Raw genomic sequence first — 18,786 nt, forward strand, 5'->3', positions numbered from 1 at the left:
GTCGTTTACAATGGACTCGATTAAGCAAAGATTTACTGGGCATTGGAGCATGGATGGTAATACCTTGACTATGTCCTTCAATCCAAAAGAAGTAACTCATTTGTTTAAAAATTCTGATCCTAATTCAGGTTCAAATGCCTATGTAACTACAAAGGAACTTCTTCAAATTAAAGAGCGTATTGCCAAAATTGAAGGAGATAATTTGAACTTTGGTAATCCTGTATTGGATTGTGAGCGCGAAGCGAGTGCTATCGTTGGCTTGAAAAACTTTTATGAATTTACTGGATTCGCAAACGTTACCGGCGGTCACTTGTTGATGGTGCTTATTGGTTTGATTTTTATATTTTTAGCAATTAAGTATGATTATGAGCCTTTATTGCTAATTCCTATTGGTACTGGTATTATCATTGGTAATATTCCGATGTTTCAGGCTATCGACTTTAATTTAAAGTTAGGTATATATGAGCCAGGATCGGTAATGAATATTCTTTATTCCGGGGTAGTTAACGGATGGTATCCTCCATTGATTTTCTTGGGAATTGGTGCAATGACCGACTTCTCATCATTAATTTCGAATCCAAGATTGATGGTGTTAGGAGCAGCTGCTCAGATTGGTATTTTTGCTACTTTCTTAGGTGCTTTGGCAATGGGATTTGCTCCACCAGAAGCTGGTGCGATTGGAATTATTGGTGGTGCTGATGGACCTACTGCAATTTTCCTTTCGTCGAAATTGGCTAATGGTATGAATGTAATGGCAAATGGTGAAACTGTGAAGAACTTGATCGGACCTATTGCAATTGCAGCATATTCATATATGGCATTGGTTCCTGTTATTCAGCCTCCAATTATCAAGTTATTAACAACTAAGAAGGAAAGAAAAATTAAGATGAAGCCACCACGTGCGGTAACTCGTCTTGAGAAGATTATTTTCCCTATTGTTGGTTTGCTGTTAACAGCTTATATTTCACCAACAGCTGTGCCTTTATTGGGAATGTTGTTCTTTGGTAACTTGTTAAAAGAATCGACCGTAACAAATCGATTGGCTGATACAGCAAGTAATGCATTGATTAATACAATTACAATTTTATTAGGTGTAACTGTTGGTGCATCAACTCAAGCTGATGTATTCTTAACAAAGGATTCTATCATGATCTTTGGTCTTGGAGCTGCTTCATTTATTGTAGCTACAGCTGGTGGAGTTATTTTTGCTAAGGTTATGAACTGGTTTTCACCAAAAGATAGACCTATCAATCCAATGATTGGTGCCGCTGGTGTATCTGCTGTTCCTGATAGTGCACGTGTTGTGCAAGTAATGGGATTAGAAAATGATCCTACAAATCACTTGTTGATGCATGCTATGGCTCCAAATGTTTCCGGAGTTATTGGTTCTGCTGTTGGAGCAGGTATATTATTGAGTTTCCTGATGTAAGCAAACATCACATTTTATATTGCAAAAGGATTGTCGGTTTCGGCAATCCTTTTTTTTGTTGTTAAAATGAAAAATGTCATTGTTTTATACTACTTGAAGTATTATATTTATATCAACTAATTATTAGATGTAAATGGTTTTAATGGGAGAGGCGGGAGAATTAGTAGATTTTCCGTTTCTCCTTTTCTTTTGGTCTTAATTTTCCGAGCTTATGGATGATAAATTAAGAATTGGAGTGACTGGGAATTTTGATTCCAAAATAAGAGGTGACTGCAAGGTTCAAATTAAACTTCTACATTCAGGAGGAATTGCTTTAGATCTTCATTCTAAAGTAAAAGCCTTTTTCAGTAAATCCATTACTGATTTGGTCATGGATATGACCGATTATTTTTCAATAAAACACGCAAAAGTAACAATCTGGGATAGTGGTGCTTTGAAGTATGTAATTGCTGCTCGTATTGAGGCTTCGATAAAACAAATTATTGTTACTGATAAAGAATTCCTTTTTAAACCTATTGATGAATGTGCTGAAATTTCGAAGCGTGATAGGTTTCGGTTTTCCCGGTTGTATCTTCCTGGTAATACCCCTTATTTAATGATTAATGCTGGCTTGCATAAGCCAAATGGTTTAATTTTAGATCTTGAGGATGCTGTGTCTCCTGTAAAGAAAGAAGAAGCTCGTTATATTGTTAGGAATACCCTGCGTTCACAAAAATTTTATGGAGCGGAGCGTATGGTTCGAATTAATCAAGGAGAGCTAGGCCTAGTGGATCTGGAATTCATTGTAGCACATTGTGTACAGCTAATATTGATTCCGAAGTGTGAAACTGTTGATGATATTCAGCAAATTGATCAGAAAATCAATCAAATTAAAAAGGATAAAAGTATTGATCGTGAAATTTATTTAATGCCTATTATAGAAAGTGCTCTTGGTATAGAAAATGCTTTTGCTATTGCGAATTCTTCTGAAAATATAGTAGCTATGGCAATTGGCTTAGAAGATTTTACTGCTGATATTGGAGTCCAGAGAACTATTAATGCACAAGAATCGCTTTATGCACGAATGAGAATTGTGAATGCTTGTCATGCAGCTAATATTCAAGCTATAGATTCTGTTTTTTCTAATGTTGCTGATATGGATGCTTTAGCAAATAATGTTATAACTTCTAAATCCATTGGTTTTCAGGGAATGGGATGCATTCATCCTAGGCAAATAAGAGTTATTCATGAAAATTTTGCTCCTGATGAACTTGAAATAGAAAAGGCGATGAAAATTGTCAGTGCATTTTATAAAGCTCAAGAAAAAGGAATGAACGTTGTTGCTCTCGGGAATAAGATGATTGATCCACCAGTGGTGAAAAGGCAATTGAAATTATTGGATTTAGCTATTGGTTTAGAAATTGTAAATGCTAACTGGAGGGAATCATATGACTGTTAAAATGATTAAAAATGCAGCGGGTAGGATGATCCCTCAGGAAATAAATGGAGAAGTAGTGATTCCTTTTGAAGGTTTAGGTGTTCATAAACCAAAAGCATACAAATACAATTCTCGTATCTCGGTAAATTGTGAATATCCGTTGAATGGAGATAAAAGGATTGGTTCATTAAAAGAAACGTTGATAAAAGCGGGCTTAAGAGATGGAATGATCATTTCAACCCATCATCACTTTAGAAATGGGGATTTGGTGGCTAATAAAGTGTTTGATATTGCAAATGAATTAGGAGTTAAAGATCTTATCTGGTTTCCATCGGCTTCTTTTCCGTGTCATGAACATTTGATTCCTTATTTGGAAGACGGCACAATTGCGGGTATTGAAGGGAGTATGAATGGTCCATTGGGTAAATTCTGTTCAGAGGGAAAAATGAAAAGAACGGCTGTTTTGCGATCTCATGGTGGAAGGTATCAGGCATTGCAAGATGGAGAGGTAAAGGTTGACATTGCTGTGATTGGCGCTGCTAGTGCAGATCCATTCGGAAATGCGAATGGTTTGGAAGGGCAATCAGCATCAGGATTATTAGGATTTGCTTTAGGTGATGCACAATTTGCTGATAAGGTGATTGTTGTTACAGATAATATGGTGCCATTTCCTTGTATTCCTTGGCAAATTCAAGGCAATTATGTCGATTTTACAGTAGAGATGGATAAAATTGGTATTCCTGAAAAAATTATATCTGGAACAACACAAGTAACCAAAAGTCCAGATCGACTGCATATTGCAGAACTTACGGCTAAATTTTGTGATGAAGTGGGTATAATAAAAGATGGATTTTCATTTCAGGCAGGAGCAGGAGGTACCTCTTTGGCAATTGGGAATTATTTTGCGCAAATCATGAAAAGTAAAGGTGTTAAGGCGCGATTTGCACGTGGGGGTAGCAATCAATATCTCGTGAAAATGCTAGAAGATGGTTTGGTAGATTATATTCTTGACGGTCAAACTTTCGATTTGGAAGGAGTTAGATCTATGAGAGAAAATCCAAATCATGTGTGGACGAGCCCGTTTACCAGTTACAATTACCATGGAAAGGGGAATTTTGCTAGTATGATTGATGTTGTTGTCTTGGGAGCAACAGAGGTGGATCTTGATTTTAACGCCAATGTAGTAACTCACTCAGACGGTTATCTTCTTCATGGAATTGGTGGATGGCAGAATTGCTTGTTCGGTAAAACCGTGATATTGCCTATTCCGTTATTTCGTAATCGGATTCCAATAATAAGAGACAAGGTAACTACTTTGTGTGGTCCAGGAGAGCTTATTGATGTAATTGTAACCGAAAGAGGGATTGCTATCAATCCATTGAGAAAAGACTTAATTGAAAAATTAAAAGGAAGTAAATTACCTATTAAGACGCTCGAGGAATTAAAAGAAGAAGCGGAAGAAATTTGTGGAATACCCGAGGAGATTGAAGTGACTGATGAAATTGTAGCAGCTATAAAGTGGGTTGATGGAACGGTATTAGATGTTGTGTATAGGGTTTGTGTAGAATAAAAAAAGCTCCGGAATTTCCGAAGCTTACTATCTTACCAAAGTTTAAATTTACTTGCTGAACTAGTCTCTTTATTTACAACCTTAGGAATCTCAGCATCTAAAATGCTATTGATATAAGGCATGCATTTCCCGCATCCGGTATTGGCCCCAGTATATCTTCGAATTTCTTCTATTGTAGTTGCATTTTTATCATGAATTGCTTTGTCTATGGATTTTCTGTCTACCATTTGACAGTTACAAACTATATCTCTCATTGTTTATTTAATTTTATCGAATTTTATGCTGTAAATATATATATTCTTCCATATAAAACAGCTCGATTTAGAAAATAAATTTGAATGATTCTAAATAAGGAGGTGTTGTATCTTGATTTATAGCTCGTTTTCCAGGAATATTTTCATCTGGCGATACATATCGATAACAGAATCTTTCTTAGGAAGTGTATCGTAAATCAATTTTAGATATGTTTTTTCACTAACTATTCTAAAGCTTTGTTTTAGATTTAAATCAAATATCCAGGACATTTGTTGAAGTTTAAGATCATTCAAGGTTAAAACGTCCTTGTAATCTACCACTTTTTCATCCATTATCGATTTGAAAACCTTTTTGGAAATGTCAGGCTTATCAGCCAATTCCATTTCCAATCTTTTGTTCGAGCCTGGTTTGTAATTCGAATAGTATTTCGAAACAATATTTAAAATGTCAATTCGGTCGGCTTCACGAATTAATTGGATAAAAATGCGATTCTTTTCATCCATTGATTTTGGAATTTCACTGCCAGTATGGTATTTAATACAATCTAAAATGATTTCAAGTTCTTCATCACTTATTAAAGAGGTAAATTCTTGCTCCTTAATAAATGCGATACCAAGATCAATATGATTAATTTGATCTGTGTCAGCAAAAGTGTTGTATTTTAATAATTGTTCGAATCTTCCTACATCATGAAGAATTGCTGCCGACTTAGCCAAAAGAATATCAACTTCACTCATATTAATTGTTAAAGCTAAGGCTTCAATAATCTTGGTTGTGTTGAATGAATGATTTTTTTTCAGGTCGAGGTTTACTTGAATTTCTTCCGTATCGCAAACTAGGCTTTCGGTATATTTCTCAAACCACGATACTATATTTTCGTAAATTTCTTGATTCACATTCTTAAAATTAAAATAGCGTACAAAACTACACTTTTTGCGCTCAAACAAAAAGAATATTCATCCTGTTTGCCTCTTGAATGTCGCATTAATTAAGGGAAAATGACAAAAGTATGCTGGGGTATGTTCAGATGATGATTTTATATGACTAATTGAATTTAATAAAAATGCGATTCAGAAACTGAATCGCATTTTAGCCTTGTCATAATTGATGACAATTAATTATTTGGTATGTTTTGAAGAATATCGACAAGATGTTTCCAAAATTTATCAACTGTTTCGATATTAATACGCTCGTCAGGAGAATGTACATCTCTTAATGTTGGTCCAAAAGAAATCATATCCATTTCAGGATATTTTTCTAAAAATAATCCACACTCAAGACCTGCATGAATAGAGCGAACTATTGGTTTCACTTCAAATAATCTTTCGTAAGATTCTGCAGCAACGGTTAAAATTTCAGAATTTGGATTAGGTGCCCAACCTGGATAACCATCGGTATGTTCAATTTTTGCTCCACCCATTGTTAATGCACTACCAACCATTTGAGCAATATTGTACTTTTCGCTATCAACATCACTTCTTTGCGATGTGGTAATTAAGATGTTTTCATCCTCTGTAAATTTAACAGAAGCTAAATTCGTTGAAGTTTCAACCATTCCAGGCATTTTGGAACTCATAGTAAAAACACCATGTGGACAAGCGTAAAGTGCATCAAATAGATTATTACTTGTTTGGCGATCGATAACGAAATCTGGTTTATCTACAGATTCTAATGTGATTTTTAATTTCGGTTCGTTAATATCCCAAACTTGCTCCATTTCTGCAGCATATATATTAAGATCAACTCTTACATTTTCTTTAAATTCGTTAGGTAATGTAATTACAGCAAATGCTTCTCTTGGGATTGCATTTCGTAGGTTTCCACCATTAAAAGCACTAAGTCTGATATCGTACTTCTTGTTTATCTGCCAAAGAAAGCGGTTTAATATTTTATTGGAGTTACCACGTCCTTTATTGATTTCATCTCCAGAGTGACCACCAAGTAAGCCTTTTACATCAATTCTAATGGCAAAATGCCCTGCAGGAATCTCTTCTTTTTGGTATTCCATTGTTGCCAATGTATCAATACCGCCTGCACAACCAATAAAAAGTTCACCTTCGTCTTCAGAATCCAGATTTAGTAGAATTTTTCCATCGAAGAAGCCTGGTTGTAACGCAAAGGCTCCGGATAAACCAGTTTCTTCATCCACAGTGAACAAACATTCAATAGGACCATGTTCGATATCATTAGATGTAAGTAAAGCCATTTCTGCAGCCATACCAATTCCATCATCTGCTCCAAGAGTAGTTCCTTTTGCTTTTACCCAGCCATTATCAATCCATGGAATAATTGCATCAGTATCAAAATTGTGTTCGGTTTCATTGTTCTTTTCACATACCATATCCATGTGAGATTGCAGAACAACTGTTTTTAGGTTTTCTTTCCCTGGAGTTGCAGGTTTCTTTATAAGAACATTGCCAATTTCATCTTTTTTGGTTTCTAAATTGTTCTTTTTTCCGAATTTAATAAGGAATTCAATTATTTGATCTTCTTTTTTCGAAGGACGAGGGATTTGACAAATATCCTCGAAGTGTCTCCAAATCTCCGCAGGTTGAAGAGTGTCTAGTATTTTTTTCATTGTTGTTTATTTTTTTTCAAATGTAAGTATTTCTATAGTTTATTAATCAAATTTAATAGTGAAAGCATTTATTATTGTGTTATGATAGACTAAATAAAAATAAAGGTTATAATATATAATTTTAATTCTAGGTTTAAGTTGCATTAATAATTGAATAATCTATTGTAAATAAACAGTTATAGGTCATTTGTGTTAATGCTTCATAAAAGCCCAAAAAATCCATATTACATGAAGAATCGCGAAATGATGGAAAAATAAAATGAAAACAACAAAATGTAATTGTTAAATAATAATAAAAAATGTACATTTAACAATTATTAACAACTAACCATTTATATCATTACTTAATTACTAATTAAAAAATTGTTTTATGAAAAAAATGATTGGACTGTTTGTTTTTCTAATAATTATAGGGGGACAAATAGTAAATGCTCAAAGCAAGCAGATTACCGGTACTGTGACAGGTGCTGAGGATGGACTTGGAATGCCTGGTGTATCTGTAGTAATCAAGGGTACTACTATTGGTGCCAGTACGAATATTGATGGAAAATATTCTCTTACAGCTAGCCCGTCAGATGTGCTGATGTTTAGCTTTGTGGGGATGATTTCCCAAGAAATTACAGTTGGTCAACAATCTGTAATCAATGTAGTACTGGAATCTCAATCCATTGGAATGGATGAGGTCATTGTAACAGCTTATGGTACTTCTACAAAAGGATCTTTTACAGGATCGGTAGCAGTAATGGATGCTGAAGCATTAGAAAAGCGTCAGGTTTCAAATGTGTCGCAAGCTTTATCAGGATCTGTAGCGGGTGTACAGGTGCTAAGTAATAATGGACAGCCAGGTGCTTCAGCTACTGTTCGAATCCGTGGTGTAGGTTCGATTAACGCGGATTCGGATCCTTTATACGTAGTGGATGGTATTCCTTATGATGGGGATTTATCTTCTATCAGTACTACTGATATTGAGTCGATGACGGTATTGAAAGATGCTGCCTCTACAGCATTGTATGGTTCTCGTGGAGCTAATGGTATTATCATGATTACTACAAAGAGAGCTAAGAAGGGTAAGGCAAAGATCAATTTTGATATGAAATATGGTGTGAATTCACGCGGTATTGAGAATTATGAAGTGATGACAAGCCCTCAGAATTATATGGAAACTGCTTATCAGGCGATTTATAATGCAGGTAGATATAATTTAAATTATTCTCCTACGGAGGCAAATGCATATGCAAATGCTAAAATTACAACTAAAGGTGAAGGTGGTTTAGGGTATCAAATTTATACGGTTCCAGATGGTCAATTATTGATTGGAGCAAATGGTAAGTTGAATCCAAATGCTACTTTAGGTTACAGTGATGGTGAATACTATTACACTCCAGATGATTGGGAAGATGAAACCTTCAAAAATCAAACAAGACAAGAGTACAATTTATCTATATCAGGAGCTAATGATAAAAGTACTTATTATCTATCTTTTGGTTATTTAGAAGATCAAGGAGTTGTTTCCGGCTCTGGTTTAGATCGTTTTTCAGGACGTATAAAAGGAGATCATCAAGTTAAAGATTGGTTAAAGGTAGGTGCAAATGTAAGTATTAATAAGATCGAGAATAATTATCCAGGATCGCAAACTTCTACTAGCTCTAGTGCCAATGCTTTTTTTATAGCCAATTTTATTGCACCTATATATCCAATGTATGTTCGTGATGCTGATACAAAGCAAATTCAAACTAACCAAGGTCGTAAGATTTATGATTATGGTGACGGTAATAGTACCAATATGGACCGTTCATTTATGGCAATTGCGAATCCAGCAGGTGATTTGACATATAATAAGAGAGATTATGTAATGGATATTGTTAATAGTACATGGTTTGCTGAAATTTCTCCAATTGATGGATTAAAAATTACGGCTCGTTATGGATTAAATGTTGACAATACACGTTTGAATTCCCTAGGTAATGCTTATATGGGACAAAGTGCTGTTGGTGGTGGATCTGCTTACCAATATCAATCCAGAACCACGGGTTTTAATCAGCAGTATGTAGCGAATTATCAGTTTGCATTAAATGATGATCATCAATTTGATATTACTGCAGGTTACGATGGTTATGAATATGCAACAGAGTATGTTGATGCTTCAGGAAGTAACCTATATAATCCTGAATTGTATTACGTGTCAAATACCATTGATAATCAATTAGGTGGAGGAGCAAAGGATACTTATGCTACCAAAGGTATATTTGCAAGAGCAAATTACTCTTTTATAGATACTTATTTCTTTAATGTTGCTTATCGTCGTGATGCTTCTTCTCGTTTCCATCCTGATAATCGATGGGGAAATTTCTACTCTACTAGTGCGGCATGGATTATTTCTAATGAATCATTCATGGGATCTGTTGGTTGGGTTAACATGTTGAAATTGAAAGGTTCTTATGGTGAGCAAGGAAATGATGCTATTGGTAATTATTATGCTTGGGCGGATCAATGGGAAGTAACAGGTGCAGATGGAGTGTTTTCTGATGGTATTAGAAGCTATAAAGGAAATCCTGATATCACATGGGAAACATCTACATCATACAATATTGGTGTTGATTTTGCATTGTTAGACAATAAGTTAGCTGGTACTTTTGAGTATTTTGGACGTAAATCGTCGGATATGTTATACTATAAACCAGTTGCTGGTAGTCTAGGATATACTTCTATTCCAATGAATATTGGATCGATGACAAATTCTGGTCTTGAAATTGATTTATCTTATACAATCTTGAAGGATAGTAATTTTGAATGGGTGTTCAATGGTAATGCTACATTTATTAAGAATGAGATTAATGAATTGCATCCTGACTTGGAAGGAGAATTTATTGATGGTAGTTTTGTTTATACAGAAGGCGAATCAAGGTATCGTATGTATTTAGTTGATTATGCTGGTGTAGATCCTGTAAATGGTAAAGCATTGTATTGGGCTGAAGATGAGACAGGAAATAGAATAAAAACAGATGATTATTCTGTTGCAACAGATTTTAAAGTAGCAACTGATGATTTAATGCCAACAGTTTATGGTGGTTTTGGAACTACAATTAATGCATTTGGTTTTGATGCATCTGTACAATGTGCATATCAATTAGGTGGTGAAATATATGATTCAGGTTATCAGCGATTAATGCATAGTGGAACAGGTGGTTCTGCAGGAACGAATTGGCATAAAGATATTTATAGTGCATGGACACCTGAGAATACCAATACAGATGTTCCTCGTTTGAATGCGAACGATAAATATGCGAGTTCTACTTCAACACGCTGGTTAACAAGTTCAGATTATTTAAGCTTAAACAATATTACATTGGGTTATACCTTACCTAATGAACTTGTTAAGAGATTAAAAATTGATAAGCTTCGCGTTTATGTAGCAGCAGACAATGTGGCATTATGGTCAAGTCGAAAAGGTCTAGATCCACGTCAGAGCTATACGGCATCCACCACTGCACGTTATACCCAAATTAGAACAATATCGGGTGGTATTAACTTGTCGTTTTAACAATTTTAAAAGATTGATATGAAAAATAAATATTTATATACGTTACTTATACCCGTTTTATTGTTTTCGTTTGGGTGTGAGGATTTAGATACATTGCCAGAGGGTAATATTATTACTACTGATCAAAAAGAAGAAGTTGTAGCAAACGACCCATCAAAGGCTGCAGCGAGTGTGAATGCTGTTTTTGCACAATTTAATGCCTATTTACCTAATGAAGATGCATTAAATGCTGAACGTCATAATGATTTTGGCTATCCATCAGTAATGCTTTTTACTGATGCCAATGGTAACGATGTGGTTCAAGAGGATAATGGCTACAATTGGACTGGAAATAACCTTGAATATTCAGATAGGTTGTTTACATCAAATGAGTGTCAGATTCTTTGGAATGATATGTATGCTATTATTAGTAATGCGAATAATGTAGTTGGTTCTCTTGATATTAATACTGAGGAACCACTATCGCAATTTTATCTAGGACAAGGATTAGCTGCCAGAGCCTTTAGTTATTGGGTGTTGGCTCAATTGTTTCAGTTTAATTATGTAGGACATGAAACATCTCCATGTGTTCCATTAATTACGAATGAAAATTCAGATCTTGCAGCTTTAAATGGAGCTCCTCGTGCAACGGTTCAGGCTGTGTATGATACAATTACTAGTGATATTGACAATGCTATTAGATTATTGAAATCTGCAGAAGAAGCAGATGAAAGTGTAACTCGATCAGATAAACGCTATATTAGTTTAGCTGTTGCTTATGGGCTTCGTGCACGTATTAATCTTACGATGCATAAGTATAGTGAAGCAGCTGCTGATGCAACTAGTGCAATTAATGCGAGTGATGCAGAGCCTGCAAGTATTGGAGAGGTTAGTCAGCCTACCTTTATGTCTGTAACGGAGTCTAATTGGATGTGGGGAATGATTATTTCTGAAACTGATGATGTTGCTACATCAGAAATTATTAATTGGATTTCTCACATGGGATCTCTTAATTATGGTTACTGTTGGTATAATGGTGGAAAGCAAATCAATAAAACACTTTACAATACCATTTCTAGTACAGATGCACGTAAAGGTTGGTGGCTTAATGAAACTAAAACATCTCCTAATTTAAATGATGAGCAGCAAGCTAAAATGGATGAAGTTGGTTATCCTGCTTATACCCATGTTAAATTTGCTCCAGATAATAATGAAGTTGGAATTAAAGTGAATGCAAGTGATGTGCCTCTAATGCGAATTGAAGAGATGTATTTGATTAAAGCAGAGGCAGAAGCTATGAGCGGTGGTGATGGTAAATCTATATTAGAGAACTTTATTAGTACTTACCGTGATCCAAGTTATTCAACTTTGGCAAGCAGTCCTTCTGATGTTCAGGAAGAAGTGTTCCGTCAGCGTAGAATTGAATTATGGGGTGAAGGTTTGAATTGGTACGATATAATGCGTTTAAATAAAGGAGTTGATCGTAAAGGCGCAGGTTATCCAAATGCTACAATGATATTTGATATTCCTGCAGGAAGTGATATTCTATTGTGGAGATTACCTGAAGCTGAAATACAGGCTAATCCAGCATTGACGAATGCTGATAATAATCCAAATGCTCCAGCACCAACACCTGTGCCGGATGTAAATTAATAATGTAAACTGTAAATGTTTAATAGTATGAAATTCAATAAAATTTATATAACTGTACTGTTTTTAATGGCAGCATTGTTCGTTGGATGTAGCGACTTTGATGATACAGTTGAGTTAAGCCCCGAGGTATCAGATAGTAATGCTGCTGTAAGGTTTACTCCAGATAATAAGTCTGATTTTGAATTAGATCCAAATGTTAGTCTTGAAATTACTTTAACAGTTATTCGTGATAATGAAACAGCAGCATTGGATGTTCCTGTAGTTGCTGTTTTAAATACTGAGGACGGTTTTATCTTTCCGGAAGTGTTGTCGTTTGCAGCAGGAGAAGCAAGTGCTGATTTAACGATTAGAATGTCTGATGCTGCTCCTACTGGTGTAGCTTTGCCTTTTGCACTTACATTTGGCGATGATTTTACAAATCCTTATAAAACCGAATATGCTACTTTTTATGGCAATGTGTCGATAATAAAGTGGAATAATTTGGGTACTGCTCAGTTTTATGATTCCTTCTCATTCTATAAAGTTGCTGAGGTAACTTTAGAGCAGCGTGATGATAAGCCTGAAATGTATCGAATTAATACTCCATACTCTAATGGAATCTTACTTGATGCAGAATGGGACGGATGGCTTGGTGGAACAAGCCAGGAGAAAATTACTTTTACTGTTGATGAACAAGGAGGAATTACTTGGAATGATTTCTGGTATACCAGTTTACTTTACCAAGGAAATGCTGGTCAGGATATTAAAGCTTATGAACCTGCTGCATTGGAAAAAGATGTTGTAGATCCAAGTGTTGTTGTTAAAAATGATGCTGATGCTATTTTATACTTTGAACTACACCCTTCTATGTACATTGATGGCGTTGGTGGTTTCGGCGAGAAAGCAGTTTATCTTGGTTTCCCAGGTTTCGATTTAGCAGGTGCATTAGGTGTACCGGTGTATGGCGGAATGTAAAATGAATATCGCTAATTGTATAAAAACTGAATGCCTTTGAATTTTTAGTTAGGATATTCAGAATAAAATACAAAATCAATTAATATTAAAAGCTGTTCCTATTTAGGAACAGCTTTTTTTGTGTAATAATGTAAATATTGATGATAGAATTTGTGGGTATGATTGGGGCTATTTTATATTTTTTTAACAAGAATCGTTTTTAATAAATTAATTCTTGGGATAAAAATAAGCTAAAATAGAAAATGTAAATATGTTAATAATTGCAAATAATTGTTTGCGTAAAAGTTAGATTAGATTTATAGACATTAATTCAATAAATCAGATAATTAATGTCCATTAAAAGGTTGTAGAAGGATTAATAATTATTTAGAGCTTACCGTTTGCGTTCTTAACAGGATAGTAAGTTAGTATTTAAGTAACCCTTTAGTTTGTGGAGCTGATTGATGTGTTAAAATTTGTTAAAACCATTAAAAGTAGTATTTTTAACCTCAAGAATTACCATTAACCATTTTGCATCTTTACTTAATTACTAACTAAAAAGTTTTTTTATGAAAAAAATTATTGGACTATTTGTTCTTCTCATATTTATGGGAATGCAAATAGTAAATGCGCAAAGCAAGCAAATTACTGGTACTGTAACAAGTGCTGAAGATGGTCTGGGGATGCCCGGAGTATCTGTTGTTATTAAAGGTACTACCGTTGGTGCCAGTACAAATATTGACGGTCAATTTTCTATTGAAGCTGCAGCGTCAGATATCCTGATGTTTAGTTTTGTGGGAATGGTTCCTCAAGAAATTACTGTTGGTGACCAAACTGTCATTAATGTAGTATTAGAAACTGAATCTATAGGTATGGATGAAGTTATCGTAACTGCATTAGGTGTAACTAGAGAGAAGAAAGCTCTTGGTTATGCAGTACAGGAAGTTGGAGCTGATGACTTGAATAAAGTGAAACAAACAGATGCAATTAGTGCACTTTCTGGAAAAGTTTCAGGTGTTCAGGTTTCTACATCTTCTAACTTTGCTGGATCAAAAAGAATTTTGATTCGTGGAGCAAATTCTATTTTTGGAGGTAACCAGCCTTTGATCGTATTGGACGGTATTCCAATGGATAACTCGAACTTTAATTCAACTAGTGCCCAAGCTGGTTTTGGTGGAGTTGACTATGGTAACATGATGAATGATATCAACCCTGATGATATCGAAAGCATGTCTGTACTTAAAGGACCTGCTGCCGCGATTTATGGATCTCGTGCATCAAATGGTGTTATTATTATCAATACTAAGAAAGCAAAAGCTGGTAAGGATGATATTAAAGTTGATTTTAGTTCATCAGTAACTATTGAAAGAGTAGCAGAACTTCCAGAATTACAAAGACGTTATGGTGGTGGTGCTATTATTGATGATTCTGATGGTGGTGTTAACGGTTTCGAGCAAGTTAGCATTGAAGGAACAAATTACTTAGTCCCTCAATACGCAGTAGATGAGTCGTGGGGACCAGCTTACGATCCTAGTCTTCAAGTTTTGCATTGGGATGCATTTGATCAGGAAAGTTATCCAAATGATTATCTAAAGCCTCGTTCATGGACTGCTCCTAAAAACGATGTTGAAGAATTCTTTGAAACAGGTGTTTCATATGTAAACTCATTAGCTGTTTCAAGAACAGGAAAAGATTACGGTGTACGTTTTTCTTATACAAACACTCATAATGAAGGTATCGTTCCTAATTCAAAGTACGATAAGCATAACTTTACAGTTTCTGGTAACACTAAGTTTTTAGATAAGTTTACTGTTAATGGAGCTATTAATTATGTGCGTTCTGAAACTTATGGTCGTCCTACTTTCGGTTATACAGATAACAGTTTCTCTCAGAAGTTTTTCCAGTGGGGACAGCGTCAGTTAGACATGAAGCGTTTGAGTAATTATAAGAACAATGATGGAACTCAAAGAACATGGAACCGTAGAGCATGGAATAATCCTAATCCTAAGTATGCTGATAACCCATATTGGATCGTAAATGAGAATATTACTGATGACGAGCGTGATCGTTTCTTCGGAAATATTAGTATCGATTACAAAATTATGGATGGTTTAGTGGCTAAGGCTAGTGTTTATGGTGATACATATACTTTCTCAATGAGAGAGAGAACTGCAGTGGGATCTAATTCTACTCCAAGTTACTACGAAGCAAAGCGTATTAACTCTGAGTTCAACTATGAATTTACTTTAAGCTATAACAAGCGATTTAACGAAGACTTTAATATTACGGCAATGGCTGGTGCTAATGCACGTAGAGAAAGATATGATTTCTTAAGAGGTCAAACTTCTGGTGGTCTTGTCGTTCCTGGTATTTACAATTTAGGTAATTCAGTTGGAAATGTTTCAACTAATGATATTACAACTGAAAAATATACAAATTCTGTATTTGGTAGTGCTTCATTCGGATTTAAGAATTTTTGGTTTATTGATGTAACAGCTAGAAATGATTGGTCTTCAGCTCTTCCAGATGATAATAATTCATATTTCTATCCATCTGTTTCATCAAGTTTTGTTTTCTCGGAATTAATAGAGGAAGCGACTTGGTTAGATTATGGTAAGTTTCGTTTAGGTTGGGCACAAGTTGGTAATGATACTGGTGCTTATAGAGTTTTTAGTACTTATGAAAGTTATGGTGATGGTCCATTCCAGGGTGCTCCTGGTTATGCTGTTCCAACTACAAAATTAAATGAGAACTTAAAGCCTGAAGAAACAACTTCGTATGAGATTGGTATGGAATTAAGTTTCTTCCAGAGTAGATTTGGAATCGATGCGACTTATTTCAACAATGTGACTAAGGATCAGATTATTCCTTTAGATGTATCATCTTCAACTGGATATAATAACAAGTATATCAATGCAGGTGAAATGGAGAATAAGGGTATTGAGTTAACTCTTAAAGGTACACCTATTAAAACAGCTGATTTCTCTTGGGATATCAATGTTAACTATACTAAAGTTAATAATGAATTAACTGAACTTATTGACGGTATTTCTACTTTGGATATTCAGAGAGCTCCTTTTAGTGGTGCTTATTTGAGAGCAAGTGTGGGTGATACTTACGGTATGCTTTGGGGATATGATTATATCAAAGATAATCAAGGTAATAAAGTAGTTGGCGATAATGGTCACTATTTGGCTACTGATAACTTGGTTCCTATTGGATCTGTGTTACCGGATTATAATGTAGGTATTCGTAATGCAATGACTTACAAGAATTTTGATTTTAGTTTCTTATTTGATATCCAAAAAGGCGGAAAATTCTTCTCATTATCACACATGTGGGGAATGTACTCAGGTATGTTAGAAGCAACTGCACAGACTAATGATCGTGGTGGAAATGTACGTGAATCAGTTTCTGCTAATGGAGGTATTAAATTAAATGCTGTTAAAGGTACTGTTACTTACGATGCTGATGGAAATTATACCGTTTCGAATACATCTGAAAATGACACTTATGTAAGTGGTTCAGGTTGGGCTGCAAGACATTACCATGGATATGGTACTCCAAGTGCTCAGAATATTTTCGATGCTGATTACATCAAACTTAGAGAGATCACATTAGGATATAGTTTCCCTAAATCAATGATCGGACCTCTTCGTTCGTTAAGACTTTCTCTATTCGGTAAAAACCTTTGGACTGGTGGTTTAGATAAAAAAGGATTTGACCCTGAGGCTGCAGTTGGTGGTTCTGGAAATATTCAAGGTATTGAAGGTGGTTTCAATCCAAATACAAAGAGCTTCGGATTTAACTTGCAATTAGGGTTTTAATAAAAAAAAGAAATTAATATGAAAAATAATATATTTTTAATGTTAGTACTACTGTTGTTTGTTGGCAGTGCTTGTGATACTAATTACAGGGGCAATCCCAACGAACCAGAAGTAGCACCGACTTATTCAATCTTTAACGCTGCGGTTAAAGAGATGATGGACGATACTCACGACGAATGGTTCCTTGGAAGATTTACTAATGGAACAATGCAATATTGGGCACAAACTGAATATACTGAAGAAGATAGATATCAATATCGTGAATCAATGCGCGAGAATTTTGGTGATTTCTTTTATAATTTAGAAAATCTAAGACAGGTAATTTTATTAAACGAAGATCCAGCTACAGCAAATGAAATGTCTGCTTATGGAGCTAACGTGAATCAAGTTGCTACAGCTCGAATTATGATGGCATGGGCCTTTAATTTAATGGCTGATACTTGGGGTGACGTACCTTATTGGTCATATTCAACAGTAAATGAAAGCTTTCAGGCTTTAATGATTAATGATGATGTATTGAAGCCAGCTTATGCTGCTCAATCAGATATTTATCCTGATTTATTGAAGCAATTAGAAGAAGCTGCTGATATGATTGATGAGAGTGCTGATGCTTGGACTATAGGTGATCCTATTTATAATGGAGATGCAGCACTTTGGAAAAAGTTTGCTAACTCTCTTCGTTTAAGAATTGCAGTTAAGATTGAGGCTGTTTACCCTGGTGCTACTGCTCATATTACTGATGCTATCGCTGATGGAGTTTTCACTTCTAATGCTGATAATGCGTTCATTACATATGAAAATAATGAGGCTAATGGTTCTCCATTCCAGGTTGCTTTTGCTTCTCGTTCAGACTTTGCTGTATCGAATAGCTTTATGAACTTACTAGATGGAACTTCTGGTGGCTTCGGTACTGACCCTAGAATCTCTAAGTATGCACAACCTAACCAGTTCGGTAATTATGTAGGTGTTCCTAATGGTGTTGAAAATGCGACATCTGTTGCATTTAAATGGGAATCTCTTCCAGGCGTATCTATTATTGGTTTAGATAATACTGGTGCTCATGGATATACTGCTGCAACTCAAGCATTAATGAGTTACGCAGAGGTTGAGTTCTTAAAGTCAGAAGTTAATGGCTGGAGTCAAACTGAATATGAAGCTGGTGTAGCTGCTTCTATGGAAGAGTGGGGCGTTGATGCTGCTGATGTTACTGCTTTTGTAGGCGCTTTACCTGCAGCAAGCGAGGAGAATGTAATGACTCAAAAGTATGTTGCATTATATATGCAAGCACATACAGCTTGGGCTGATTATCGTAGAACTGGATTCCCAACTACTTTGACTATGCCAAATGATGCATACACTATGAATGTAGTGACGGATGATGCAGGAACTGTAACAACGTTTAATTACACATTTGAGCCAATTCCAACTGTAACAGATCTTCCATTTAGAATGGAATATCCTAACAATGAATTTACTTTGAATGAGGTGAATTATAAAGCGGCAGTTGCATTACTATCTGATGGTAATGAAATTACTTCTAAGCTTTGGTGGGATGTAAACTAACATCTTATAAGAATAAAATATTAAGAGCTGGACTATGTGTT

The 18,786-nt window shown here is 35.2% G+C and carries 11 protein-coding genes; 8 read left to right on the plus strand and 3 right to left on the minus strand.

All coding sequences use genetic code 11. The features are described 5' to 3' along the window. Window positions 1-316 precede the first annotated feature (316 nt). The 3 genes from GCQ56_RS04425 (at window position 317) to citF (ending at window position 4,416) form a co-directional block, all read left to right on the plus strand. A complete protein-coding gene (locus GCQ56_RS04425; protein ID WP_193323717.1) occupies window positions 317-1,429 on the plus strand; it encodes a sodium ion-translocating decarboxylase subunit beta in 1,113 nt (370 codons plus the stop codon). A 211-nt stretch (window positions 1,430-1,640) separates the two neighbouring features. Beyond that, window positions 1,641-2,867: an aldolase/citrate lyase family protein gene (locus GCQ56_RS04430; RefSeq protein ID WP_152733165.1), complete on the plus strand. Its 1,227-nt coding sequence runs from the start codon at window positions 1,641-1,643 to the stop codon at window positions 2,865-2,867. Continuing rightward, entirely contained in the window at window positions 2,857-4,416 is a 1,560-nt protein-coding gene (gene citF / locus GCQ56_RS04435; RefSeq protein WP_227005989.1) for a citrate lyase subunit alpha, read from the plus strand. The genes GCQ56_RS04430 and citF overlap by 11 nt, the downstream gene beginning before the upstream one ends. Before the next feature lie 32 nt (window positions 4,417-4,448). Here the strand turns inward: citF and GCQ56_RS04440 are convergent, their stop codons facing one another. The 3 genes from GCQ56_RS04440 to GCQ56_RS04450 form a co-directional block, all read right to left on the minus strand. Next, window positions 4,449-4,670: a (2Fe-2S)-binding protein gene (locus GCQ56_RS04440; RefSeq protein ID WP_152733166.1), complete on the minus strand. Its 222-nt coding sequence runs from the start codon at window positions 4,668-4,670 to the stop codon at window positions 4,449-4,451. 117 nt (window positions 4,671-4,787) lie between these two features. Continuing rightward, window positions 4,788-5,567 (minus strand): HD domain-containing protein, encoded by a 780-nt coding sequence (locus GCQ56_RS04445; protein WP_193323709.1) that lies wholly within the window; start codon window positions 5,565-5,567, stop codon window positions 4,788-4,790. 218 nt (window positions 5,568-5,785) lie between these two features. Next, complete coding sequence (locus GCQ56_RS04450; protein ID WP_152733168.1) at window positions 5,786-7,249, minus strand: aminoacyl-histidine dipeptidase; 1,464 nt, start codon at window positions 7,247-7,249, stop codon at window positions 5,786-5,788. A gap of 370 nt (window positions 7,250-7,619) precedes the next feature. Between GCQ56_RS04450 and GCQ56_RS04455 the strand changes: the two genes are divergently transcribed. From GCQ56_RS04455 to GCQ56_RS04475, 5 genes are all read left to right on the plus strand, one after another. Then, on the plus strand, window positions 7,620-10,790 hold the full coding sequence (locus tag GCQ56_RS04455) for a TonB-dependent receptor (protein ID WP_152733169.1): 3,171 nt from the start codon (window positions 7,620-7,622) through the stop codon (window positions 10,788-10,790). A gap of 18 nt (window positions 10,791-10,808) precedes the next feature. Continuing rightward, window positions 10,809-12,422: a RagB/SusD family nutrient uptake outer membrane protein gene (locus GCQ56_RS04460; RefSeq protein ID WP_152733170.1), complete on the plus strand. Its 1,614-nt coding sequence runs from the start codon at window positions 10,809-10,811 to the stop codon at window positions 12,420-12,422. A gap of 27 nt (window positions 12,423-12,449) precedes the next feature. Next, window positions 12,450-13,376: a hypothetical protein gene (locus tag GCQ56_RS04465; RefSeq protein WP_152733171.1), complete on the plus strand. Its 927-nt coding sequence runs from the start codon at window positions 12,450-12,452 to the stop codon at window positions 13,374-13,376. 548 nt (window positions 13,377-13,924) lie between these two features. After that, window positions 13,925-17,182, plus strand: a complete 3,258-nt coding sequence (locus tag GCQ56_RS04470; RefSeq protein WP_152733172.1) for a SusC/RagA family TonB-linked outer membrane protein — start codon at window positions 13,925-13,927, stop codon at window positions 17,180-17,182. An 18-nt stretch (window positions 17,183-17,200) separates the two neighbouring features. Next, the gene (locus GCQ56_RS04475; protein WP_152733173.1) at window positions 17,201-18,745 is read left to right on the plus strand and encodes a SusD/RagB family nutrient-binding outer membrane lipoprotein; all 1,545 of its coding nucleotides are present in this window, start codon (window positions 17,201-17,203) and stop codon (window positions 18,743-18,745) included. The last annotated feature ends 41 nt before the right edge of the window (window positions 18,746-18,786 follow it).

This window comes from Marinifilum sp. N1E240 (assembly GCF_009295825.1).
Lineage (GTDB): Bacteria > Bacteroidota > Bacteroidia > Bacteroidales > Marinifilaceae > Marinifilum_A > Marinifilum_A sediminis.

Excerpts from the sequence above, each read along its gene's own strand:
- GCQ56_RS04425 (WP_193323717.1), top strand. The coding sequence starts at position 317 with ATGGTGCTTATTGGTTTGATTTTTATATTTTTAGCAATTAAGTATGAT.
- GCQ56_RS04430 (WP_152733165.1), top strand. The coding sequence starts at position 1,641 with ATGGATGATAAATTAAGAATTGGAGTGACTGGGAATTTTGATTCCAAA.
- citF (WP_227005989.1), top strand. The coding sequence starts at position 2,857 with ATGACTGTTAAAATGATTAAAAATGCAGCGGGTAGGATGATCCCTCAG.
- GCQ56_RS04440 (WP_152733166.1), bottom strand. The coding sequence starts at position 4,670 with ATGAGAGATATAGTTTGTAACTGTCAAATGGTAGACAGAAAATCCATA.
- GCQ56_RS04450 (WP_152733168.1), bottom strand. The coding sequence starts at position 7,249 with ATGAAAAAAATACTAGACACTCTTCAACCTGCGGAGATTTGGAGACAC.
- GCQ56_RS04455 (WP_152733169.1), top strand. The coding sequence starts at position 7,620 with ATGAAAAAAATGATTGGACTGTTTGTTTTTCTAATAATTATAGGGGGA.
- GCQ56_RS04460 (WP_152733170.1), top strand. The coding sequence starts at position 10,809 with ATGAAAAATAAATATTTATATACGTTACTTATACCCGTTTTATTGTTT.
- GCQ56_RS04465 (WP_152733171.1), top strand. The coding sequence starts at position 12,450 with ATGAAATTCAATAAAATTTATATAACTGTACTGTTTTTAATGGCAGCA.
- GCQ56_RS04470 (WP_152733172.1), top strand. The coding sequence starts at position 13,925 with ATGAAAAAAATTATTGGACTATTTGTTCTTCTCATATTTATGGGAATG.
- GCQ56_RS04475 (WP_152733173.1), top strand. The coding sequence starts at position 17,201 with ATGAAAAATAATATATTTTTAATGTTAGTACTACTGTTGTTTGTTGGC.